Raw genomic sequence first — 22,741 nt, 5'->3', positions numbered from 1 at the left:
TCGCGGGTGGCCGCGATGCAGTTGACACGCACGCACCGAATACTGATCGGTGTGGTGGTCGCGGGTGCCGTAATCATCGCGGGCATCGGTTTCGCGGGTTCGTACGCGGCGGTGCGCGAGCTGGCCCTGGAGAAGGGCTTCGGCAATTTCTCGTACGTCTTCCCGATCGGCATCGACGCGGGCATCTGTGTGCTGCTCGCGCTGGACCTGCTGCTGACCTGGATGCGGATCCCGTTCCCGCTGCTGCGGCAGACGGCGTGGCTGCTGACGGCGGCGACGATCGCGTTCAACGGCGCGGCGTCCTGGCCCGACCCGCTGGGCGTCGGCATGCACGCGGTGATCCCGGTGCTGTTCGTGGTGTCGGTGGAAGCGGCCCGGCATGCCATCGGCCGGATCGCGGACATCACCGCCGACAAGCACATGGAGGGCGTGCGGCTGACCCGCTGGCTGCTCTCGCCGCTGCCCACGTTCAAGCTGTGGCGGCGGATGAAGCTGTGGGAGCTGCGTTCGTACGAGCAGGTCATCAAGCTGGAGCAGGACCGGCTGATCTACCGGGCCCGGCTCCAGGCCAGGTACGGGCGTGCGTGGAAGCGCAAGGCCCCGGTCGAGGCGCTGATGCCGCTGCGGCTCGCGAAGATCGGCGTGCCGCTGGCGGACACGGCGGCGGTGGGCCTGGCGGCGGCGGGCATCGAGCCGGCTCTCCTGCCGCCCGCTCCGGCGCCCGAGGCCTCGTCGGCGCCCGCGCTGACGGCCTCGCCGCAGGAGACGGCGCAGATCCCGGGGCCGAGGGCGAACATGGTGAAGGAGCCGGAGGAGCACGCGGAGCCGGGACAGGCGCAGGCGCAGGAACAGGCGCAGGAGGCCGTCCCCGGCCACCAGGCTCAGGCCGCCGAGCAGGCCCAGCAGCACCCGAGCCCCTGGTTCGCGGCGCCCACTGTCGGCCAGCACCCGCAGCAGCAGGAGGCGGAGTACCCGGAGCCCCAGCAGCAGGGCCCTCAGCAGCACGGCCCCCAGCAGCAGGCCCACCAGGAGGGCCAGCAGGAGGTCTACTCCGACCCCCACTCCGACCCCCACCAGGTGATGGTCCCCTCCGGCCCCAACCGCAGCCGCCCGCTCGGCGGTTACGACCCGGACTACGACCCCGAGTTCGGCCCGGACTTCGCGGCGGCGGACGGCGACTTCGTACTGGACGACGAGGCGTACTACAACGCCTTCCGCAGGTACACGACGGAGAACGCGGCGTTCCCGACCCCGCTGCAGCTCGGCTCGTACGTGGAGGACCTCTACGGGCGGCAGCTGCCGGAGGACGAGCTGGAGATGTACGCCAAGCGCTACGAGGAGCGGTTCCAGCAGGAGCTCGACGAGCACATCGCGTAACCGCCACGGAAGCGCACCCCGCGCATGGAGACCCACGCATGGAGAAGGGCGGTGGCGGCAGGTCCGAGGACCCGCCGCCACCGCCCTTCTTCGTGTTCCGGTGTTCCCGTGAACCGTTACGCGCCCAGCAGCTTGCGCACCCGCTCCGCGCCGACCGCGAGCAGCAGCGTGGGCAGGCGCGGGCCCGTGTCCCGGCCCACCAGCAGCTGGTAGAGCAGCGCGAAGAAGGTCCGCTGTGCCACCTTCAGCTCGGGCGTCGGCTTCGCGTCCGCCGCGAGGCCCGCCTGGATCTTCGGTACGCCGTAGACCAGCGTCGTCAGCCCGTCGAGCGACCAGTGCGAGTCGAGGCCCTCGACGAGCAGGCGCAGCGATTCCCGCCCGTCCTCGTCGAGTGCGCCGAGCGTGTCCGTGTCCGGCTCGCCGCGCACGATGGTGCGCTGGTCGGCGGGTACGTACGTGGAGATCCACGCTTCGGCGCGGTCCAGCCGGGGCCGTACCGAGTCGAGGTCGGTGACCGGGTTCTCCGGGTCGAGCTCGGTCAGGATGCGCAGGGTCTGGTCCTCGGCCCCGGCGGTGACGTCGGCGACGGACGCCAGCGTGCGGTAGGGCAACGGCCGCGGCGTGCACGGGAGTTCGCGGGCGGCGGTGCGCACCGCGCGGGAGTGGGCGGCGGCGTCGGCCGGCAGGACGGAACCGTCCGCGACCTTGGCCTCCAGCTTGTCCCACTCGTCGTAGAGCCGCTGGATCTCCTGGTCGAAGGCGATCTTGAAGGACTGGTTGGGGCGGCGGCGCGCGTACAGCCAGCGCAGCAGCGGCGCTTCCATGATCCGCAGGGCGTCGCCGGGGGTCGGGACGCCGCCCTTCGAGGACGACATCTTCGCCATGCCGCTGATGCCGACGAAGGCGTACATCGGGCCGATCGGCTGTACGCCGTCGAAGATCTCGCGGACGATCTGGCCGCCGACGACGAAGGACGAGCCCGGCGACGAGTGGTCGACGCCGCTCGGCTCGAAGATCACGCCCTCGTACGCCCAGCGCATCGGCCAGTCGACCTTCCAGACCAGCTTGCCCCGGTTGAACTCGCTGAGCAGCACGGTCTCGCCGAAGCCGCAGACGCAAGAGTAGGAGAGCTCGGTCGACTCGTCGTCGTACGAGGTCACCGTCGTGAGGTCGCGCTCGCACTGCCCGCAGTAGGGCTTGTACGGGTAGTACGCGCCGCCGCTCGTGCCGTCGTCCTCGCTGGCCGCACCGGAACCCTCGGCGGCCTCCAGCTCGGCCTCGTCGACCGGCTTCTGGGACTTCTTGGCGGGCGCCTTCTTGGTGCGGTACTGGTCCAGGATGGCGTCGATGGCGCCGCGCTGCTTCATGGCGTGCAGGATCTGCGCGCGGTAGGCCCCGGCGCCGTACTGCTCGGTCTGGCTGATGCCGTCGAACTCGACGCCCAGCTCGCCCAGGGCGTCGACCATGGCGGACTTGAAGTGCTCGGCCCAGTTCGGGTGCGCGGAACCGGCGGGGGCGGGCACGGAGGTGAGGGGCTTGCCGATGTGCTCGGCCCAGGACTCGTCGATGCCGGGGACGCCGTTGGGGACCTTGCGGTACCGGTCGTAGTCGTCCCACGAGATCAGGTGCCGGACCTCGTACCCGCGGCGGCGGACCTCGTCGGCGACCAAGTGCGGGGTCATGACCTCGCGGAGGTTGCCGAGGTGGATGGGACCGGAGGGGGAGAGTCCGGACGCGACGACGACCGGTTTGCCAGGCGCACGTCGCTCCGACTCGGCGATGACGTCGTCTGCGAAACGGGAGACCCAGTCGGTCTCCGGTGTGCTGCTCTGAGCCACGATCGGCACGTCCTTCTTTCTCGAAAGCTGGCGTCCCCCATTGTCCCAGACAGACAAGACCCCCCGCCCCCGGATATCCCCCGATCCCCGTGAACAGCGGACCCCGCCCCGAACCCCCTCGGCCAGCGGGCCCGTCCCCACCCATTGCCCCGCCCCTCGGGCGGCGGGGGCCGCCCCCACCCCTACCCCCGAGCCCCCTTGGGCGGCGGGGCCGCCCCCCGGGGGCGGAACGGGCGGGCAAGGGGGCGGCCCCCGGCGGAGCCGAACCCTCCGACCCCGCCCCACCTCCGCCACGCCCCAACGCCCCACCCCGAAAGTGGCCCACCCCCACCCCCAAAATCGCCTTGCCCCACCCCCACCCCCCTCATGAAATACTGATTGCAAATTCCCTCCGCCCCCGAACAGGAACGGCACCCCATGGCCCCGGTCCATTCCCTCGCCTCGACCGTCACCCAGCGCCTCGCGGACGCACTCTCGGCAGCCCTGCCGGACGCCGCCCCCGCGGACCCGCTGCTGCGCCGAAGCGACCGGGCCGACTTCCAGGCCAACGGCATCCTGGCCCTCGCCAAGAAGGCGAAGGCAAACCCCCGCGACCTCGCGGCCGAGGTCGTCGCCAAGCTCCCCGCCGACGACACCGTCCTCAAGGAGATCGAGGTCTCGGGCCCCGGCTTCCTCAACATCACGCTCACCGACCGCGCGATCGTCGAGACCCTCGCCGCCCGCGCCGCCGACGGTGCACGCCTCGGTGTCCCGTACAACGACAACGCCGGTACGACGGTCGTCGACTACGCCCAGCCGAACGTGGCCAAGGAGATGCACGTAGGCCACCTCCGCTCCGCCGTCATCGGCGCGGCGATGGTCGAGATCCTCGAATTCACCGGCGAGAAGGTGGTCCGGCGCCACCACATCGGCGACTGGGGCACCCAGTTCGGCATGCTCATCCAGTACCTGGTGGAGCACCCGGGCGAGCTGGACCACGGCGACGCCGACAAGGCCGACGGCGAAGAGGCGATGTCCGCCCTGAACCGGATCTACAAGGCGTCCCGGGTCCTCTTCGACTCCGACGAGGAGTTCAAGCAGCGCGCCCGGGACCGGGTCGTGCAGCTCCAGGCGGGCGACCCGGAGTCGCGTGCCCTGTGGCAGCGCTTCGTCGACGAGTCGAAGATCTACTTCTACTCGGTCTTCAACAAGCTGGACATGGAGATCGCCGACCCCGACATCGTGGGCGAGTCCGGCTACAACGCCATGCTCGAAGAGACCTGCCGGATCCTGGAGGACTCGGGTGTCGCCGTCCGCTCCGAGGGCGCCCTCTGCGTCTTCTTCGACGACGTCAAGGGCCCGGACGGCAACCCGACCCCGCTGATCGTGAAGAAGTCCAACGGCGGTTACGGATACGCCGCCACCGACCTCTCCGCGATCCGCAACCGGGTCGGCGACCTCAAGGCCAGCACCCTCCTCTACGTCGTCGACGTACGCCAGTCCCTGCACTTCAAGATGGTCTTCGAGACGGCCCGCCGGGCAGGCTGGCTGACCGACGACGTCACCGCCCACCAGCTGGGCTTCGGCACGGTGCTCGGCAAGGACGGCAAGCCGTTCAAGACCCGTGAGGGCGAGACGGTCCGGCTGATCGACCTCCTCGACGAGGCCGTCGACCGTGCCACCACGGTCGTCCGCGAGAAGAACAACGACAAGATCAACCTCTCCGAGGACGAGATCGTCAAGAACGGCGCGGACATCGGCATCGGCGCGGTCAAGTACGCCGACCTGTCGACCTCGGCCGCCCGCGACTACAAGTTCGACCTCGACCAGATGGTGTCCCTGAACGGCGACACCAGCGTCTACAGCCAGTACGCGTACGCCCGTGGCCGCTCGATCCTGCGCGACGCGGGCGACCGCAAGCCGGTGCCGCACCCGGAGCTCGAACTCGCCCCGGCGGAGCGGGCGTTGGGCCTGCACCTGGACCAGTTCGCCGAGGTGGTGGCGGACGCCGCGGCCTCGTACGAACCGCACAAGCTGGCCGCGTACGTCTACCAGCTGTCCTCCCTCTTCACCACGTTCTACTCGGAGTGCCCGGTCATCAAGCCGGCCCCGGCCCTGGAAGTCGCCGAGAACCGCCTCTTCCTCTGCGACCTGACGGCCCGCACCATCCACCGGGCGATGTCCCTCCTCGGGATCCGCACCCCCGAGCGCCTCTGACCTCCGGCGTACGTACGGAAGTGGCCCCGCCGGAATCCCTTCCGCCGGGCCCACTTCCGTATCCGCTCGTACGAAACACCCGGCTCACGTGCGGCGCCGTCCCATGACGTCGAGCCGGTACGTCAGAGTCACGTCGTCGCGTCCCTGGTGATCGACGGTCAGCTCGCGCACCGCGAAGCTGACCTCCCCGGCCCCCGTGGTGTACGAACGCGCCGGCGCGCGCTGGGCCGGTGTACGGCCGGCCATCGCCGCTCACCCGTCCTTCCGACAGGACGGACGGGGACCGTGGCATGCGGCCCTGGGGCGCGGACGTACTCTCGCCCCATGACTACCGCTTTTGTTGAAGATCTCGCGCGCACGTCCGCTGCCGTCGGCGACCTGATCGCCGGGATCCCCGCCTCGCAGTGGGAGGCGCCTACGCCGTGCACGGAATGGAATGTGCGCCAGGTGATCGACCACGTGGTCGGCATGGACCTGGTGTTCACCGCCATGATCGAGGGCGGCCCGATGCCCGACCGCGCGGCGGACCGCCTCGGCGACGACCCGGCCGGCGCGTACCGGTCCTCAAGTGCCCTGCTGCTGACCGCCTTCTCCCGTCCGGGGGTGCTTGAGCGGAGTTTCCAGGGCCCCTTGGGGAGCTCCACGGGCGCCGAGCGCCTGCAGATCCGGCTGTACGACCTGCTCGCCCACGGCTGGGACCTCGCCCGGGCCACCGGAATCCCCGCCCGGCTGCCCGCCGATGTCGCCGAGCGGAGTCTGACGTTCGCCCGGGTCCAGGTCGCCACCCAGTCCCGGGCAGGACGAATGGACGAGCCGCAGCCCGTCGAGGAGACCGCTCCGGCCATCGACCGGCTCGCCGCGTTCCTCGGACGGCCGGTTCCGCCCCGGCCGGAGGTGGCCCAGGCCGACGGGGCGTGATGGGCCCGGCAGTCCGCTGGGCGGAGGGCAAACGCCCCCGCTTCGGCGAAATGCCCCTCGCCGCGCAGAGCCTCAGCCGGGCTTAATCGGGCTTGGCCGGGCTCGGCCTGGCCTGGCCTGGCTTGGCTTGGGCTGGCAGACAGGACAGCGCCTCGGGCCCTTCGGCCCGGCCCTTCTGCCCGGCCGCTCAGGCCGTTCGGCAGCCTCAAACGGGCCGAAGGACGCTCGTTCCCTTACCCGTTCCATACGAATCTGGACATCCTCACCAGCTTCGTCTTCCCGGAACGGTCCCGCATGCCCTCCCGCCCCTCCGCCCTGTTCCGCCGACTCGCCCTTCCCGGCGCGGCCCTGTTCGCCACACTGCTGCTCACGGCCTGCAACGACGTCACGACGTCCGCCTCCGCCCCGGCCACCACGGCAACGTCCTCACCGACCGCGACCGCGACCGAATCCGCGTCCCCGACGCCGACCCCGACCCCGACGCCGACGCCGACCGCCACCCAGACCCCGAGCGCGGTCCCGAGCACCACACCCCCACCCCCGCCCGCGGCCCGCCTGCTGGACCAGCCCGCACCCCCGGCCCCCGTAAAGCCCCGTACTCCCAAGGCCCCCAAGGCGCAGGCCCCTTCGCTGAAATCCCAGAAGCCGCCGAAGCCGGCCCCCGCCGCGGGCGGCGCGATCCTCTCGCCGAGCGGCAAGCACTACAAGGCGGGCCAGTTCTGCCCGAAGAAGCTGCGGGGCACCAGCACGGTGGACGCGTCGGGCACCCGTATCTCCTGCTACGCGTCCCCCGGCGACCGCCCCCGCTGGCACTGACCAGGAAGCGCTTGGCCGCCGGGCCCGCCGCCCCGCACCGGATCAACTCCCGCCGAACGGGCTGTCGATCACATACCGCCAGTACCCGTCGCCGCCCCTGCGGGCCACGTCCGTCGCCGTCGCCGACACCCGGCCGCCCTCGATCTCCCAGTCCACGATCAGCAGGGCGATGTCCCCGGCGACGTGAACTCGCCGCGTCCGTACGGAAATCGGCAGCCCGAGCCCCAGGAACGGCGCGTTCTGCCGCGCGATGGCGTCCGTCCCGTGGACGGCGGTCCCGCTCTCCGGTACGAAGGCGGCTCCCGCCTCGTACAGTTCCCGCACGGCCCCGGCGTCACCGCTGTTGAACCGCGCGGCGAACGCGGCCGGTACGTCCTGTGGGCGGGTCGGCAGCGGGCGGGGCGACCAAGCGGGCCGAGTGCCGTGATCTGTCATGGTGGCGTCTCCTGTTCGTACGTTGCGGGTGGGCGCCCGTGACGCGACCACGCTAGGAGACGCACCCGTGACTCACCGAACGGTTGGCCACGCCCCGCCGGACCCCCGGCCCCCCGGCCTGCCCGACGACCACCACACCCACGTCACCACCCCCACCCCCAGCTGTCCGGTGGAGATCACCCTCGCGGCCCTCCAGGGCCGCTGGACCACCCTCGTCGTGCGTGAACTCCTGCGCCAGGAACGCCAGGAGCCTTGCTCCTACAGCGAGTTGGCGGCACGTCTGCCCCGCATCTCCGACAAGGTGCTCAGCGACCGGCTCGCCCAGCTCGTCGCCGCGGGCGTGGTGCACAAGCACCGGACGGCGGGCTGGCCGCCCACCGTCAGCTACCGCCTCACCCCGCACGGCCGCCGGCTGGGCCCCGTACTCCAGGCGTTGTGGGACTGGGGAGCGGCCGGTGCCGGTGCCGGTGATGCCCCGGCGTCGTAGTAACGGGACCGGTCACACAGCGCCTATGCCCCCGGCCCGTCCCCCGTGTCGTCGTTCGGCGGCTCGGCCTCCCAGGCAGTCGTCCCCAACGGGTAGACGTACGCGGGCCGGCCGGCGGAGCCGCTCGTACGGAACGGCTTGCCGTGGTCGTCGATCTTCTGCACGCCGCGCTTGCCCCCGCTGGACCACTCCAGCTCCAGGTACCAGCTGACGTCGTGCGCCTGGACGCCCGCCTTCACGTAGAAGACCTCGGGGTCCGACTCGCTGATCTTGTACGGGAAGTCCCGCTGCCCGGCCTTCGTGACGACGGTGGGCCGCCCGGCATCGAGGTTCACGGCGAAGGACTTGGTGTCGACGCCGCCCCCGCACCCGTTGCCCATCGCGTACCGGTTCCAGGGGAGCGGGGGCCCGCTCCGTACGACCCGTACGTGGAGCGCCTCCAGTACGACGGTCGACTTGGACCGCCCCTGGAGCGTCAGTCCCACCAGTTGGTTGTCGGCGGACACCGCCCCGGCGGAGGCGGCCCAGCCGGGGGCGTCCTGCTCGTTGGCCGGGGTGGAGACGCGGGCGGGTTCGCTGTCGACGAGGAAGTACTGGCTGCACGGGCTCTCGTAGACGAAGGCCCGGGTGGCCACGGAGAAGGGCGTGTCACGGGTGACCGTCGCGCCACTGCCGTTGCCCTGGCTCGGCCGCTTGCCGGAAGGGACGTCCTTGGGCTTGCCGTCGGCACCCTTGGAGGGAACGGCGGAACCGGTCGACCGGGGCGACGCGGAACCGGAGGGCGACTGCTCCGGGACCCCGGGCAGCGCTTCGCCCGCCCCGGTCGGCCGCAGCGAAGAACCCGCCTGCACAGGCCGATTCCCTGGACCGCCGTCCCGCTCCCCCGGCAACAGACTCACGGCGAGCACGGCGCCCGCGGTAACAGCAAGCACGGCGAAAACAGCAACAACCACAGCCCGCCGCCGCTTACGACCCCCCGCCCCATCACCCGACAAATCCCCCAGCCCACCCGCCCCTTCGGACGACGAAGCCCTCAGTCCGCCCGCCTCCCCGGACGACAAAGCCGCTACACCACCCGGCCCCTTGGACGACGAAGCCGCTACGCCGCCCGCCTCCTCACCCGCCGGGACAACACCGCCCACCCCCTCGGCCCCAGGGCCCACCCCCGCCCCCTCGGACGCAGAGCCCACCCCCGCCTCCTCGGACCCGGGCCCCACCCCCACCCCCGCCCCCGCCCCCTTGGGCGGCGGGGCCGCCCCCCGGGGGCGGGACGGGCGGGCAAGGGGGCGGCCCCCGGCGGAGCCGAGCTCCTCGCTCCCGCCCGGCCCCGGTTCCGCCCCACCCGCAGAACCCCCCTCAACTCCCTCCGGACCTGGCCCCGGACCCGAACCCGAAACCCCCTCCGAAACCACCCCCACTCTCGAAGCCCCCCTCCCCTTCCCCCTCTCCGCATCAGCCAAAATCCAAGCCCGATGCAGCCCCACCATCTCCCTCGGCGAAGCCTTGCAAAGCCGCGCCAACCGCTCCACCGGAGCAAACTCCGTCGGCACCGCATCCCCATTGCAGTACCGGTGCAACGTCGACGCACTCATGTGCAGCCGCTTGGCCAACACCCCATAGCTGAGGCCCGAACGCCCCTTCAATTCACGCAGTGATTCCGCGAACTCGGTCGTTCCCTCTGGCCCTGCCACCGTTCTCCCATCCCACCCCGGCATTCCAGGGCACCCACAAAACCCCAGCTCACAGCCGGTACGAACGTTCCAGCGTCCCCAACTCCCCGCCAGCGCTGGCCACCGGGACGCACTTGCCCACAAGCTCTGGTCATCCAAACACGCCGCTCCCGGCACCCGGTCGAGCGGCCCCGTTTCCTTCACCGTCCGCACGAAAGCGAGCCCCGCCATGTCTGCACGCATCACCCGCCGCCCCCGCCTGTTCGCCGCCTCCGCGGTCGCCCTCCTCGCCACGCTCTCGCTCACCGCCTGCGAGAACGGGCAGGGCGCCAAGGACGCCGGAGCCGCAGGCACCAAGGCCCCCGCCGCCTCCTCCCCCGCCCCCGACAACAAGCCCACCGAAACCTCCAAGCCCGGCCAGGGCTCCACCAACGGCGGCAACAACAACGGCACCACCGGCAACGGCGGCAGCAACAGCAACGGCGGCAGCAACAACGGCACGGAAAAGACCCACACCAAGCCCGGCGGAAAGACCGACGACACCGACCCCCACGCCCCCGAGAACCGCGAAGTCTGCGACTACTCCAACATCGAGGTCACCGCCCAGGTGGTGGACCGCCCCCTCAACACCATGATCCTCACGGCCACCAACGCCGGTGCGAAGCTCTGCGACCTCTACTACTTCCCGGTCGTCCGCTTCGAGGGCGCCCAGTCCGTCCCGCCGGCCATGGAGGAGACCCGCCCGCAGGCAGTGGTCAGCATCAAGCCCGGCGAGAAGGCGTACGCGGCGGTCAAGCTGTCCCGGGCCGACGAGAAGGACGACACGGGCAGCACGGCCAAGACCCTCCAGATCGGCTACTACGACCACGCCAACAAGAACGTCGACGGCTTCACCGACGTCGACCTCCCCACCAAGGGCGTCTACATCGACAGCTCCCTCAAGGTCTCCTTCTGGCAGTCCGACCTCGACAGCGTCAACACCCTCTGACGGGCCCCACCCGGGGGGCGGGCCCCCACACCCGCCCCCACCCCCTCACTCCGCCACCAACCCCAGCCCCGCCGCACACCTCTCGTACAACCCCGCCACCGACCCGTGCGGAACCGTCACCATGTGCATCGTCGACCGCCGCTCCACCGCCGTCGGCCCGAGCAACCGCGCCTTGACCGCTTCCAGCGGCAGCCTCGGCACCTTCCGCTCCTGCCACGCCCCCTCCACGAACAGCCCGCGCCCTGCCCGGGACCTGGTCACCTGGAGCACCCGCCCCGAAGCCGCCAGCTCCTCCCGTACGGCCTTGAAGCGCGCCGGGCTCCAGCCCGTCCACTGCTTGACCATCCGGTCCGTCGGATCGGGCAGCGCGGCCAGCATCAGGAAGTACGCCGCCGCCCCGTCGCTCAGCCCGTACGCCGCCGCACACGCCTCCACCAGCCACGGCACCGAACGCGCCGGATCCTGCGCCCACCCCCCGGCCCCGACACACTCGGCACCCCCGGCACCCACCGCCTCTCCCACGAGCCCCGCCCCCAGCTCGGCGAACTCCGCCGACAGCAGGATCCGCAGGTCCGCCACCCCCGGCAGCCCGTTCCGCGCCGGAACCCACTGCGACGGCAGCACCGAGTCCAGGTAGTCGTCCAGCCGGTCCAGGACCGGGTCGTCCGCCCCGGACAGCAGCGCCGGGTCGACCCGCACATTGCGCATGTCGTACGTGGCGTCGTCCTCCACCGTCACCGCCGGATGCGTGGTCAGCCCCGCCGCCTCGGGCGACTCGGCGGCACCCATCAGGTAGTTGGACTGTACGGAGAAGAGGGTCAGCGGTCCTGGCCCGGCCGCGAGCTCCTCCCGCAGCCGGCCGATCGCCGCCCCGACGGCCGGCCGGAGCGGGTCGCCCATCGGGGTCCGGTACGCCAGCCAGGCCGCGACCCGGACCGGGCCGAGCAGGTCGGGCGGCCCGGCGAGCACATGCAGTCCGTCGTCGAGCACCGCCGCCCCGGCGGCGACCCGCCTGACCACCGCGCCGATCCGGAACGGCGGCCACCACAGCCCGCTCCCCCAACTCCGGTTCCGGTCCCGCTTGCGCGGGTGCGCGTCCTCTCCCTTGGGCCGTACGCATTCCTTGGCGGCCAGCGGCATCAGCTCCACCGGCACGGGCAGCGGCTCGCCGAACCGCTCCCGCCACCAGCGCACCGCCCGCTCGACGTCCGGCCCCTCGGTCCACAGCACCTCGGGGTCGTCGGGCAGCAGCCGGTCGTAGAACGCGGCCACGTCGTCCCGGTCGAGCACACCGCGCAGCCCGTCCGCCGAGAGGTCCACCTCCGCGTCCTTCAGCCCCCAGCGCGCCGCCCAGGCACGGGTGCCGAACATCGGGTTGGAGACGGGAAGTTGATACGGAGCACAGTCCAGGTGGCCCACCAGCAGCAGCGCCGCGTCCGTCACCGATACGCCGATCCGCTCCGCGAGCACGGCAGCCGCCTCGGGACGGGCGGGGACGTGCCCCCGCTCAGCGAAGAGTTCGGCGAACCGGGCGTACCAGGCGGCGTCCCGCTGGGGCGACAGGACATGGGCCCGGAGCACCTTCTCCCCGGCTGCGGCCAGCGGCCCGTCCTCGCTGAACTCACCCTGGGGGGCGTACTCCAGGAGCACCCGGCAGTCCTTCGTGCTGTCCAGCACCACGGCGGCCGAGGTCGCGCTCCGGTACACCTCCCCGACGAACCCGACCCGGTCCGCCGAACGCTCCGTACGCACGAGCCGCCACCGCCCGACGTGCTCGTCACCGCCACCGACGAAGGGCAGTTCCGCGTACTCGGCGAACTCGGCGGCCTGCACGACGGCCCCCCGCTGCCTCCGCCCCCAGTGATCCTGACTCAGCCCCTGCCGAGCGGTAAAGGCATGCAGACTCTCCATCCGCCGCCACGACCCGTAACTCACCTTGAACTTGGCACTCGGCGCAGCCCAGTCCCCACTCCACACACCAACTCCCGCATCCTCCACAACCCCCACAAGCCCCTGACAAGCCCCCCCAAGCTCACTCCGCACACCGCCCCTCCCCGCCCCCTCGGGCAGCGGGGCCGCCCCCACCCCCCGCTCCCCAGCCCCCTTGGGCAGCGGGGCCGCCCCCCGGGGGCGGAACGGGTGGGCAAGGGGGCGGCCCCCGACGGAGTCGCACACCTCGCCCCCGCCCACCCCCGACCCCCCGGCCTCCTCACCGCCACCCGCCACCCTCTCCAACGGCACCAACCTCCCCACCAACCGCTCCAACCCCACCAAACAATTGGCCCCCACCTGCACCAGGTAGTCCCGATCCCCCAACCGAGCCCGCTCACAGGCCGAAACCGACTTCACCCCCACCCCCTCCAAAAGCCCCTCCAACTCCCGCCTCCCCACTCCCCCCAGCTCCGCAAGCACCAGCCCCACCACATCCACCGCCGCGAACTCCGCCGCCCCCGCAGCCCTCGCCTCCGGACCCACCGCGTCCACCACCGCCCCGGCATGCACGAACCGCCCCAGCAGCAGCGCCAGTTCCTCCAGCGAGGGCCCGGCCGCAAGACGCTTCCGCTCCTCCGCGAACCACTCCCCCACCACCTCCAGCCCCAGCTCGTTCGCGAAGGCCCCCGGCAGCTCGGGCCACCCCTTCTGCTCGTGCGGGTGGTACCAGCTGTTGCCCCCGACGGTGACCCCGCCCCGCATGTCCAGCACCGCCCGCAGCAGCTCCCGCAGCTCCCCGGCGAACCTCGCGTCCGCCCGTACGAACCGCAGCTCGGGCCGCCGCTCCACCCGCAACTTCGCCACCGGGAACTCGCCCAGCCACTTCGCCGGATCCCCCACCGGCACCCCCCGCTCCAGCAGCAGGTCGATCAGGTCCAGCGGCAGCCCGCACCCCGCACTCCGCCCCCGCTCGAAGCAGCCGATGTCCACCGCCACCCCGTCGGCCGCCATCCTCGGCGCCAGCCGCTCCGCCAGCTCGTACAGCATCGGACTCACCCCGGCCCGCACACAGAACCCGGCCAGGCACCGCCCCAGCCACCGAGCCGCCTCACCCCTCGCCAACCCCGGCTCATCGCCCACCAATTGCGCCATCACCCCACTGCGCTCGACCACCTCAGCCCACAGCCGGTGCGCGGCCGCGCCGGAGCCCGGGACCTTCCGCAGGACCTCCGCCCGCAACGCCTCCCCGTCCCGCTCCACCGCCAGCTCGAAGGCCCGGCCGCCCTTGAGCACATCCCCCCAGAAGTCCCCCAGGTGCAGCCGGATGTCCCGCGTCAGACCCGAGTCGACGAGCAGCGCGGCCAGCTCCTCCTCCGGGTCGAGCCCGGCCAGCTTGGCCGCCTTGCGCACATCCGCCGCGAGCTGCGGATAGACCCCGCCGTCCCCACCGCCGGCAGCCGCCCGCCGCGTCGCCAACTCCCTTAGTTCCCGCGCCCGTTCGACCGTGCAGCCGCCGCCCTTCACGGCCACTTCCTTCACCCGCGCCCGCATCGCCGTCGCCGACAGGGCCTTCGCGTCGGCGTACCGCAGGTACCGGTCCCGTACCCACGCCTGGTCCATCGGGTGTCCGCGCTCCCGCTCCGCCTTCCTGGCCCGCCCGAAGTAGGCCGCCGCCGCGTCCGGGTCCGAGAAGTACTCGCCGACGAGACAGGCCTCCGCCGCCGCGTCGAGGAACAGCGGGACCAGCACCGGATCGCTCTTCTCCAGCCCCTTGAGGAACGCGTCGATGCTCTTCTTGTACGCACCGCACTCGCGCAGCCCGTCCGCCGCGCCGAGCACGGTCTCCACCATTCCGGGATGCGCCGCCAACGCCCGCTCCGGGAACGGCATTTCCGCGCCGCCGTCCGGTATCCCCGTCCCGAACCCCGCCACCCGCTCCCAGCCGTGGTGCACCCTCACCACGTCCCGGTACGGCGCGGTCTCCTCCGTCATCACCTGCACGATCCGGTGCCCGGTGACCGCATGCGCATAAACCCGCGCGACCAGCCCGCCCACCACCCCGGCCTCGTCACCGGCCCCGTCACCGTCCCGCAGCCGGACCCCCGCCGCCTCCAACGCCTCCCGCCACACCGGATCGGCCGCCGCCAGCTCCTCCGGTACGGAAACCCCTGCCGCCGCCCACTCCTGCGCCCGGCGGGCACACTCCTCCGCATGCTCGATGGCCGCCCGCTTCAGCCGCCGCATCCCCGCCAGCTCCGGATGCCCCTCCAGCACCTTGGGCACACCCTTGAGCTTTCCGCCCCGCGGATTGCGGTTGACCCACGCCAACTCCGCGTCCAGCCCCGTCACATACCCATCGACCTCGACCCGCCACAGCACCCGAACCGCCCCCGCTCCCGACCAGTCCATCCACTGTAAGGAGCCCCACTGACAACGCCCCGACCCCCACCCCCACCTGCACGGACACCACGAACGGGACTGCGTCGCGGCCCCCGGATGCGAGATCCCCGGTGCGCACCTGCGCGTGTACGAGGAGGGCTACCTCCTCGTACACACGGGCCACGCCTCGGGTACGGGCCGGAAGACCGACCCCCACCCCCCACCACTCAGCGCATCGCCCGCGCCGCCTCCACCGCCCAGTACGTCAGGATCATGTGCGCGCCCGCGCGCTTGATCCCGGTCAGGGTCTCCATGATCGCCTTGTCGCGGTCGATCCAGCCCTTCTCGGCCGCCGCCTCGACCATCGAGTACTCACCGCTGATCTGGTACGCCGCCACCGGCACGTCCGAGTTCTCGGCGACCTTGGCGAGGATGTCGAGGTACGGTCCGGCCGGCTTGACCATCACCATGTCGGCGCCCTCCGCGAGGTCGAGCGCCAGCTCCCGCAGCGCCTCGCGCACATTGGCCGGGTCCTGCTGGTACGTCTTGCGGTCGCCCTTCAGCGAGGACCCGACGGCCTCCCGGAACGGCCCGAAGAAGGCGCTGGAGTACTTCACGGTGTACGCGAGGATCGAGACGTCCTCGCGCCCGATTCCGTCCAACGCGTCCCGGATCACCCCGACTTGTCCGTCCATCATGCCGCTCGGCCCGACCACGTGCGCGCCCGCGTCGGCCTGCACCTGGGCCATCTCGGCGTAGCGCTCCAGGGTGGCGTCGTTGTCGATCCGTCCCTGGTCGTCGAGGACTCCGCAGTGCCCGTGGTCGGTGAACTCGTCCAGACACAGGTCGGACATGACCATCAGGTCGTCGCCGACCTCCTCGCGCACCGCGCGCAGCGCGACCTGGAGGATGCCGTCCGGATCGGTTCCCATGGTTCCGGCCGCATCCTTCTTGGACTCCTCGGGCACACCGAAAAGCATGATTCCCGAGACTCCGGCCTCGACGGCCTCGACCGCGGCCTTCCGCAGGGTGTCCAGCGTGTGCTGGTACACCCCGGGCATCGAGGAGATCGCGGCGGGCTCGCGGATCCCCTCCCGTACGAAGGCGGGCAGGATCAGGTCTGCGGGATGCAGCCGCGTCTCGGCCACCATGCGCCGCATGGTCGGATTCGTCCGCAGGCGTCGGGGCCTGGCCCCCGGAAAGGATCCATACACAGTCATACGCCAACGCTACGCCCGCCCCGCAGCCCCCTTTGCCGACACTGTGCCGGTCCCGCACCGGCACCGCCCCGTCCACGCACCAGCGACCACCCCACTCACACCCACCCCGGAGGGACCAGCCGTGACCGAACACCCAGAACGAGCCGAACTGTCCGAACTGGCCCGCCTCCGCGCCGAGGTCCGCGATCTGCGCGCCCGCACCCGGACCCACCCCCTGATCGCCCAGGCCCAGGGCATCCTCCAGGAGCGTTACGCCCTGCCCGACGGAGAATCCGCGTTCGCGCTCCTCCAGAACGTCTCCCAGCGGCACAACATCCGGATGCGCCTGCTCGTCGAGGCCGTCGTCCGCACCCCGGCGCCCGATCCCCGCGCCCCGCTCTGGTTCCCGCGCCGGGTGCGCCTGCCCGCGCCGCCCCTCACCTTCGAGGCGGCCAAGGACGTCGACGTCCAGAACGGAGCGAGACCCAGCCAGGGCGCCGTACTGCGCTCCGTACTGAGCCAGACCCTCGCGGTCCTCGACACCGACATGGGCAACGTCCAACTGCCCGACCGGGTCCGCGGCGGACTGCGCCTCGAACACCACACGGGTCTCTCGGACGACTTCGTCGACTTCTTCGCGCACGTCGGCGAAGAGGGCACCTCCTGCGCGAAGGCGGCCCAGGAGGTCGCCCAGGTGACCATCTCCGAGATCGCGTCCGACCCGATACTCGACGAGCCGTCCCGGCAGGCGATCCTCGACGCGGGCAGCCTCGCCTCGCACAGCGCGCCCCTGGTCACCCCGAACGGCGTCTGCGTGGGCATGGTCTCCGCCCACCTCGACCGTACGGTCAAGGGCTTCACCCCTTCCCAGCACAAGGCCATGGACGAACTGGGCGCGCAGGCGGGCCAGTGGCTCTCCTGGTACAACCGCACGGTCCTGCTGGACGCCCTGGAGCTCCTGCACGCCCAGGGCACCCGCCACCGGGGCACCCCGGGCCGCCGCCGCTGACCGGCTCCCGACAGTCCTTCCGACAGTCAGGGAAGCCAGACGCGAAAGGGCGGGCCGGGGAAGTCCCCGGCCCGCCCTCACCACTTAAGGCAGCCACCACACACACCGGCCGCTACGTCGTCCGACGCCGCCGCGACCCCGGCCGCCGCTCACTCGGCCTGGCCACGTGCTCGCCCGCCTCGATCGCCGCCGCCCTGCGCGCCGCGCCGAACTCGGCGAGCGCCTCCGCCAGCTTGTGCACCGAGGGCTCCGGCGACAGCACGTCGACCCGCAGCCCGTGCTCCTCCGCGGTCTTGGCCGTCGCCGGGCCGATACACGCGATCACGGTGACGTTGTGCGGCTTGCCCGCGATGCCGACCAGGTTGCGCACCGTGCTCGACGAGGTGAACATGACGGCGTCGAAGCCACCGCCCTTGATCGCCTCACGCGTGTCCGCCGGCGGCGGCGAGGCGCGCACGGTCCGGTAGGCCGTCACGTCGTCGACCTCCCAGCCCAGCTCGATCAGCCCCGCGACCAGCGTCTCGGTCGCGATGTCCGCACGCGGCAGGAAGACACGGTCGATCGGGTCGAAGACCGGGTCGTACGGCGGCCAGTCCTCAAGCAGCCCGGCCGCGGACTGCTCCCCGCTCGGCACCAGGTCCGGCTTCACACCGAACTCGACCAGCGCGGCGGCGGTCTGCTCGCCGACGGCCGCGACCTTGATCCCGGCGAAGGCGCGCGCGTCGAGCCCGTACTCCTCGAACTTCTCGCGTACGGCCTTCACGGCGTTCACCGAGGTGAAGGCGATCCACTCGTACCGTCCGGTGACGAGCCCCTTGACCGCCCGCTCCATCTGCTGCGGGGTGCGCGGGGGTTCGACGGCGATCGTCGGGACCTCGTGCGGCACCGCGCCGTAGGACCGCAACTGGTCGGAGAGCGAGGCCGCCTGCTCCTTCGTACGCGGTACGAGGACCCGCCACCCGAAGAGCGGCTTCGACTCGAACCACGACAGCTGGTCGCGCTGGGCGGCCGCACCGCGCTCGCCGACCACGGCTATGACGGGCTGGTGCCCCTCCGGGGAGGGCAGCACCTTGGCCTGCTTGAGGACCTGGGCGACGGTGCCGAGCGTGGCGTTCCACGTCCGCTGGCGCGTCGTCGTACCGGCGACGGTGACCGTCATCGGGGTGTCGGGCTTGCGGCCCGCCGAGACCAGCTCACCGGCGGCAGCGGCCACCGAGTCGAGGGTGGTGGAGACGACGGCGGTCGCGTCGCTCGCGCCGACCTCGCTCCAGCACCGCTCGTCGGCCGTGCGGGCGTCCACGAAGCGCACGTCCGCGCCGGACGCGTCCCGCAGCGGAACACCCGCGTAGGCGGGCACCCCGACAGCGGTGGCGACACCCGGGACGACCTCGAAGGCGACGCCCTCCGCGGCGCAGGCGAGCATCTCCTCCCCGGCGTTCCCGTCCAGGCCGGGGTCGCCGGAGACCGCACGGACGACCCGCTTGCCGCTGCGCGCGGCCTCCATGACAAGATTGACCACGACCTTGGACGACATCGGCGTCCGGATCGCAGCCGTGCCCGAAGTTACTGATGAGTCGTCAATTACGGCCAGTTGAGGCGTGCTTACGCCCGCCTTCGCATGAGCGCGCACGACGTCGAGCACGGCCGGCTCGGCGATCAGTACGTCGGCGCTCGACAGCGCCTCGACGGCGCGCAGTGTCAGCAGGCCCGGATCACCGGGGCCGGCACCGAGAAAGGTGACGTGGCCGGGTGCGGAGAACACCGAGGACGTCGAGGATGCAGAGGTTGTGGTGGGGCTCAAAGTGCTCGCTCCCCCATAAGACCGGCCGCACCCTTGGCGAGCATCTCGGACGCGAGTTCGCGCCCGAAAGCCTCCGCGGCGTGGTGCGACGTGGGTACGGGACCGGTAGTGGACAGCTGCACCAGCTCGGCGCCGTCGGTCGAGCCGACAACTCCGCGCAGGCGCATTTCATTGACAATCTGCCCGTCAATCAACAGGTCGGCCAGGGCGCCAACGGGCGCACTGCAACCGGCCTCCAGAGCGGCGAGCAGGGCTCGCTCGGCCGTCACGGCGAACCGCGTGTGCGGGTCGTCGAGCTCGGCGAGCGTGGCGGCGAGGTCGGCGTTGACCGCCGCGCACTCGATGGCCAGTGCCCCCTGGCCGGGGGCGGGCAGCATCAGGTCGGTGTCCAGGAACTCGGTCACCTCGTCGACGCGGCCGATCCGGCGGAGCCCGGCGGCGGCGAGTACCACCGCGTCCAGCTCGCCGTTTCGTACGTATCCGACCCGGGTGTCGATGTTCCCCCGGATCGGCACAGTCTCGATCCTCAGCCCGTGGCTGCGGGCGTACGCGTTCAACTGCGCCATCCGGCGCGGCGAACCGGTGCCCACGCGCGCCCCCTCGGGCAGCTGCGCGACGGTCAGCCCGTCCCGCGCCACCAGCACGTCGCGCGGGTCCTCGCGGACCGGCACGGCGGCCAGGGCCAGGTCGTCGGGCTGCGCGGTCGGCAGGTCCTTGAGGGAGTGGACGGCGAAGTCCACCTCGCCGCGCAGCAGGGCGTCGCGCAGGGCGGTCACGAAGACACCCGTGCCGCCGATCTGCGCGAGCTGCTCCTTCGAGACGTCCCCGTACGTGGTGATCTCCACCAACTCGACCTCGCGGCCGGTCAGTTCGCGCACCGCATCGGCGACGTGTCCGGACTGGGCCATGGCGAGCTTGCTGCGCCGAGTCCCCAGCTTCAAGGCCGATCCGGCCTTAGCGGCATCAGTCATGCCCGCCCTCTCTTCGCGCTCTCGGCACCGGTGGTGTCGTTGAGGTCTTCCTTGGTGCCGCCCGACGACGGACCGCCCGGCAGCCCGCCCAGGGGACGGTCGGCCCGGCTCACGGCCGCGACCGCCTGCGGGTCGAGGTCGAACAGCTCGCGCAGCGCGTCCGCGTACCCGGCACCGCCGGGCTCGCTGGCGAGCTGCTTGACCCGTACGGTCGGCGCGTGCAGGAGCTTGTCCACCACGCGTCGTACGGTCTGGGTGATCTCGGCCCGCTGCTTCTCGTCGAGCCCGGGCAGCCGGCCTTCCAGCCGCGCCACTTCGTTGGTGACCACGTCGGCGGCCATACTGCGCAGCGCGACGACGGTAGGCGTGATCTGCGCGGCGCGCTGGGCGGCGCCGAATGCGGCCACCTCATCCGCCACGATTCCCCGCACCTGGTCCACATCCGCCGCCATCGGGGCATCGGCCGAGGCGTCCGCCAGCGACTCGATGTCCACCAGGCGCACGCCGTCGAGCCGGTGCGCGGCGCCGTCGATGTCCCTCGGCATGGCGAGGTCCAGCAGCGCGAGCCGTACGGCGGCACCTTCGGCCCCGGCGGGCTTCGGCGTCCGTACGGAACGGGCCGCCAGCTCCCCGTTGTCGGCCCAGGAGCCGTGCAGCTCAAGGGAGTTGGCGTCGGGCTCGGTGCGCGCCTGCGGTACGTGGCCGGAGTCGGGCTCCGTGGCCCTGGCGGCGGTGTCGGCGGGCACGCCCAGCGCACCGGCCACGTCCTCCACCGTCAGCACCAGTCCGGTCGCCCCCGTACAGGAGATCGCGACGTCGACTCGTGTCAGTTCCCGGGCCACCTCGTCCATCGGCACCGCCCTCGCGGCACCCCCGGACTGGTTCAGGATCCCGGCGAGCCGCTCGGCCCGCTCGGCGGTCCGGTTCGCGACGACGACCTCGGCGACCCCGACGCGCACCAGCGTGGCGGCGGCCAGCGAGGACATCGAGCCCGCACCGATCACCAGCGCCCGCTTGCCCGCGGCCCATTCGGCCACCGGCGCCCCGTCGGCGAGCTGCTCAAGTCCGAACGTCACCAGCGACTGACCTGCCCGGTCGATCCCGGTCTCGGAGTGCGCCCGCTTGCCGACCCGCAGCGCCTGCTGGAAGAGGTCGTTGATCAGCCGTCCGGCGGTGTGCAGTTCCTGCCCGAGCGCCAGCGCGTCCTTGATCTGCCCGAGGATCTGCCCCTCGCCGACCACCATCGAGTCGAGCCCGCAGGCCACCGAGAAGAGGTGGTGGACAGCCCGGTCCTCGTAATGCACGTACAGATAAGGGGTCAGCTCTTCCAGCCCCACCCCGCTGTGCTGGGCGAGCAGCGTGGACAGCTCGGCCACCCCGGCGTGGAACTTCTCCACGTCGGCGTACAGCTCGATGCGGTTGCAGGTGGCCAGCACCGTCGCTTCGGCGGCCGGCTCGGAGGCGAGGGTGTCCTGCAGCAGCTTCGCCTTCGCGTCCCCGGCGAGCGAGGCACGCTCCAGCACGCTGACGGGGGCACTGCGGTGGCTCAGCCCGACGACCAGGAGGCTCATGCCGGCATCACGGCGGGCACGTCCCCGTCAGGTCCCTTCCGGGTGGAGCCGTCGGCGGCACGCGGCGGCAGCACGGCTGCGGCAGCGGCGGCGGCAGCCTCCGCGTCGCCGGCCTTGCGCTGCTCGTGGAAGGCCAGGATCTGCAGCTCGATCGACAGATCCACCTTCCGCACGTCCACACCCTCCGGCACCTGCAGCACCGTCGGCGCGAAGTTGAGGATCGAGGTCACACCGGCGGCGATCAGCCGCTCGCTCACCTGCTGAGCAGCGCCCGCGGGGGTCGCGATGACCCCGATGGACACACCGTTCTCAGCGATGATCTTCTCCAGCTCATCCGTGTGCTGGACCGGAATCCCGGCGACCGGCTTGCCCGCCATCGCGGGGTCGGCGTCTATCAGCGCGGCCACGCGGAAACCACGGGAGGCGAACCCTCCGTAATTGGCCAGTGCCGCACCGAGGTTACCGATACCGACGATGACGACCGGCCAGTCCTGGGTGAGGCCCAGTTCGCGCGAGATCTGGTAGACGAGATACTCGACGTCGTACCCGACACCCCTGGTCCCGTAGGAACCCAGGTACGAGAAGTCCTTCCGCAGCTTCGCGGAGTTGACCCCCGCTGCCGCCGCCAGCTCCTCCGACGAAACGGTCGGCACAGAACGCTCGGAGAGCGCCGTGAGGGCGCGCAGATACAGCGGAAGTCGGGCGACGGTGGCCTCGGGAATGCCTCGGCTACGGGTCGCCGGTCGGTGATTTCGGCCAGTTGCCACGGTGCTCCTGCGGGATGAGCGGGGCTGCAGGCGGCCGTATGTCCCAAGACCGCCCCGTCGGATGCAGGCTATGTCTTTGTGAACGCGTGCACAAAGATTGTGCCCGTTTTGTCCCACCAAAGTGACCGGCGTCACGCCCCCCGAACCCCCCACCCGGGAACCATCCCACCCCCTCCACGTCGGACCGCGGAGCCGCTACACCCCCGCCCCCTCGCGCGGCGAAGCCGCCACTACGCCCCGCCCCTTTGGGCGGGGGGACCGCGCGCCGAGCCCCCTTGGACGGCGGGGCCGCGTGCCGAGCCCCCTTGCCCACCCCGTCTACCCCCCGGGGGGTGGAAAAGACAGAAGGGGGGGCTGACCCCCGCTAAACCACACACCCCACGCCCA

Annotated in this window: 17 protein-coding genes and 1 pseudogene; 7 read left to right on the top strand and 11 right to left on the bottom strand. The window is 71.8% G+C overall.

Annotated features, from left to right (window positions below; translation table 11 throughout):
- Nucleotides 1-6: 6 nt before the first annotated feature.
- Entirely contained in the window at nt 7-1,377 is a 1,371-nt protein-coding gene (locus ACZ5PB_RS24725; protein WP_468693927.1) for a DUF2637 domain-containing protein, read from the top strand.
- A gap of 116 nt (nt 1,378-1,493) precedes the next feature.
- Here ACZ5PB_RS24725 and lysS read toward each other — a convergent pair whose 3' ends face one another.
- Nucleotides 1,494-3,224, bottom strand: a complete 1,731-nt coding sequence (lysS, locus tag ACZ5PB_RS24720) for a lysine--tRNA ligase (RefSeq protein WP_468693926.1) — start codon at nt 3,222-3,224, stop codon at nt 1,494-1,496.
- 408 nt (nt 3,225-3,632) lie between these two features.
- Here lysS and argS point away from each other — a divergent pair, with 408 nt between their 5' ends.
- The gene (gene argS / locus ACZ5PB_RS24715) at nt 3,633-5,411 is read left to right on the top strand and encodes an arginine--tRNA ligase (RefSeq protein WP_468693925.1); all 1,779 of its coding nucleotides are present in this window, start codon (nt 3,633-3,635) and stop codon (nt 5,409-5,411) included.
- Between the two features lie 84 nt (nt 5,412-5,495).
- On the opposite strand, the gene ACZ5PB_RS24710 is transcribed toward argS, so the two are convergent.
- Nucleotides 5,496-5,657, bottom strand: a complete 162-nt coding sequence (locus ACZ5PB_RS24710; RefSeq protein WP_468693924.1) for a hypothetical protein — start codon at nt 5,655-5,657, stop codon at nt 5,496-5,498.
- A 78-nt stretch (nt 5,658-5,735) separates the two neighbouring features.
- Here ACZ5PB_RS24710 and ACZ5PB_RS24705 point away from each other — a divergent pair, with 78 nt between their 5' ends.
- Entirely contained in the window at nt 5,736-6,329 is a 594-nt protein-coding gene (locus ACZ5PB_RS24705) for a TIGR03086 family metal-binding protein (RefSeq protein WP_468693923.1), read from the top strand.
- Between the two features lie 294 nt (nt 6,330-6,623).
- Entirely contained in the window at nt 6,624-7,145 is a 522-nt protein-coding gene (locus ACZ5PB_RS24700; RefSeq protein ID WP_468693922.1) for a hypothetical protein, read from the top strand.
- Nucleotides 7,146-7,187: 42 nt separating this feature from the next.
- On the opposite strand, the gene ACZ5PB_RS24695 is transcribed toward ACZ5PB_RS24700, so the two are convergent.
- Nucleotides 7,188-7,580 carry a YybH family protein gene (locus ACZ5PB_RS24695; protein WP_468693921.1) on the bottom strand — a complete coding sequence of 131 codons (393 nt, stop codon included), beginning with the start codon at nt 7,578-7,580 and terminating at the stop codon, nt 7,188-7,190.
- Nucleotides 7,581-7,647: 67 nt separating this feature from the next.
- On the opposite strand from ACZ5PB_RS24695, the gene ACZ5PB_RS24690 reads away from it, so the two are divergent.
- The gene (locus tag ACZ5PB_RS24690) at nt 7,648-8,067 is read left to right on the top strand and encodes a winged helix-turn-helix transcriptional regulator (protein WP_468693920.1); all 420 of its coding nucleotides are present in this window, start codon (nt 7,648-7,650) and stop codon (nt 8,065-8,067) included.
- Nucleotides 8,068-8,090: 23 nt separating this feature from the next.
- On the opposite strand, the gene ACZ5PB_RS24685 is transcribed toward ACZ5PB_RS24690, so the two are convergent.
- Both ACZ5PB_RS24685 and ACZ5PB_RS24680 read right to left on the bottom strand, forming a co-directional pair.
- Complete coding sequence (locus ACZ5PB_RS24685) at nt 8,091-8,918, bottom strand: hypothetical protein (protein ID WP_468694165.1); 828 nt, start codon at nt 8,916-8,918, stop codon at nt 8,091-8,093.
- Between the two features lie 696 nt (nt 8,919-9,614).
- A pseudogene (locus ACZ5PB_RS24680) lies at nt 9,615-9,782 on the bottom strand (helix-turn-helix domain-containing protein); the annotation flags it as partial.
- A gap of 184 nt (nt 9,783-9,966) precedes the next feature.
- On the opposite strand from ACZ5PB_RS24680, the gene ACZ5PB_RS24675 reads away from it, so the two are divergent.
- A complete protein-coding gene (locus ACZ5PB_RS24675) occupies nt 9,967-10,725 on the top strand; it encodes a DUF4232 domain-containing protein (RefSeq protein WP_468693919.1) in 759 nt (252 codons plus the stop codon).
- A gap of 45 nt (nt 10,726-10,770) precedes the next feature.
- Here ACZ5PB_RS24675 and ACZ5PB_RS24670 read toward each other — a convergent pair whose 3' ends face one another.
- Together ACZ5PB_RS24670 and hemB are read right to left on the bottom strand one after the other, a co-directional pair.
- Entirely contained in the window at nt 10,771-15,066 is a 4,296-nt protein-coding gene (locus ACZ5PB_RS24670) for a hypothetical protein (RefSeq protein WP_468693918.1), read from the bottom strand.
- Between the two features lie 197 nt (nt 15,067-15,263).
- Nucleotides 15,264-16,256 (bottom strand): porphobilinogen synthase, encoded by a 993-nt coding sequence (hemB, locus tag ACZ5PB_RS24665; RefSeq protein ID WP_468693917.1) that lies wholly within the window; start codon nt 16,254-16,256, stop codon nt 15,264-15,266.
- A gap of 121 nt (nt 16,257-16,377) precedes the next feature.
- Here hemB and ACZ5PB_RS24660 point away from each other — a divergent pair, with 121 nt between their 5' ends.
- Complete coding sequence (locus ACZ5PB_RS24660; protein ID WP_468693916.1) at nt 16,378-17,244, top strand: ANTAR domain-containing protein; 867 nt, start codon at nt 16,378-16,380, stop codon at nt 17,242-17,244.
- A gap of 112 nt (nt 17,245-17,356) precedes the next feature.
- Here ACZ5PB_RS24660 and ACZ5PB_RS24655 read toward each other — a convergent pair whose 3' ends face one another.
- Genes ACZ5PB_RS24655 through ACZ5PB_RS24640 form a run of 4 tightly spaced genes read right to left on the bottom strand, consistent with a single transcriptional unit; the run spans nt 17,357 to nt 22,354 of the window.
- Entirely contained in the window at nt 17,357-19,045 is a 1,689-nt protein-coding gene (locus ACZ5PB_RS24655; protein ID WP_468693915.1) for a bifunctional uroporphyrinogen-III C-methyltransferase/uroporphyrinogen-III synthase, read from the bottom strand.
- Nucleotides 19,042-20,016 carry a hydroxymethylbilane synthase gene (hemC, locus tag ACZ5PB_RS24650; protein WP_468693914.1) on the bottom strand — a complete coding sequence of 325 codons (975 nt, stop codon included), beginning with the start codon at nt 20,014-20,016 and terminating at the stop codon, nt 19,042-19,044. Before hemC ends, ACZ5PB_RS24655 begins: the two co-directional genes overlap by 4 nt.
- Nucleotides 20,013-21,587: a glutamyl-tRNA reductase gene (locus ACZ5PB_RS24645; protein ID WP_468693913.1), complete on the bottom strand. Its 1,575-nt coding sequence runs from the start codon at nt 21,585-21,587 to the stop codon at nt 20,013-20,015. The genes hemC and ACZ5PB_RS24645 overlap by 4 nt, the downstream gene beginning before the upstream one ends.
- Nucleotides 21,584-22,354, bottom strand: coding sequence for a redox-sensing transcriptional repressor Rex (locus ACZ5PB_RS24640; RefSeq protein ID WP_468693912.1), 771 nt, complete (start codon nt 22,352-22,354; stop codon nt 21,584-21,586). Before ACZ5PB_RS24640 ends, ACZ5PB_RS24645 begins: the two co-directional genes overlap by 4 nt.
- Nucleotides 22,355-22,741: the final 387 nt, after the last annotated feature.

It is taken from the genome of Streptomyces sp. NPDC032721, from assembly GCF_055579625.1.
Note: the sequence above shows the minus strand (reverse complement) of the source record. Positions and strands in the feature narration are given on the sequence as shown.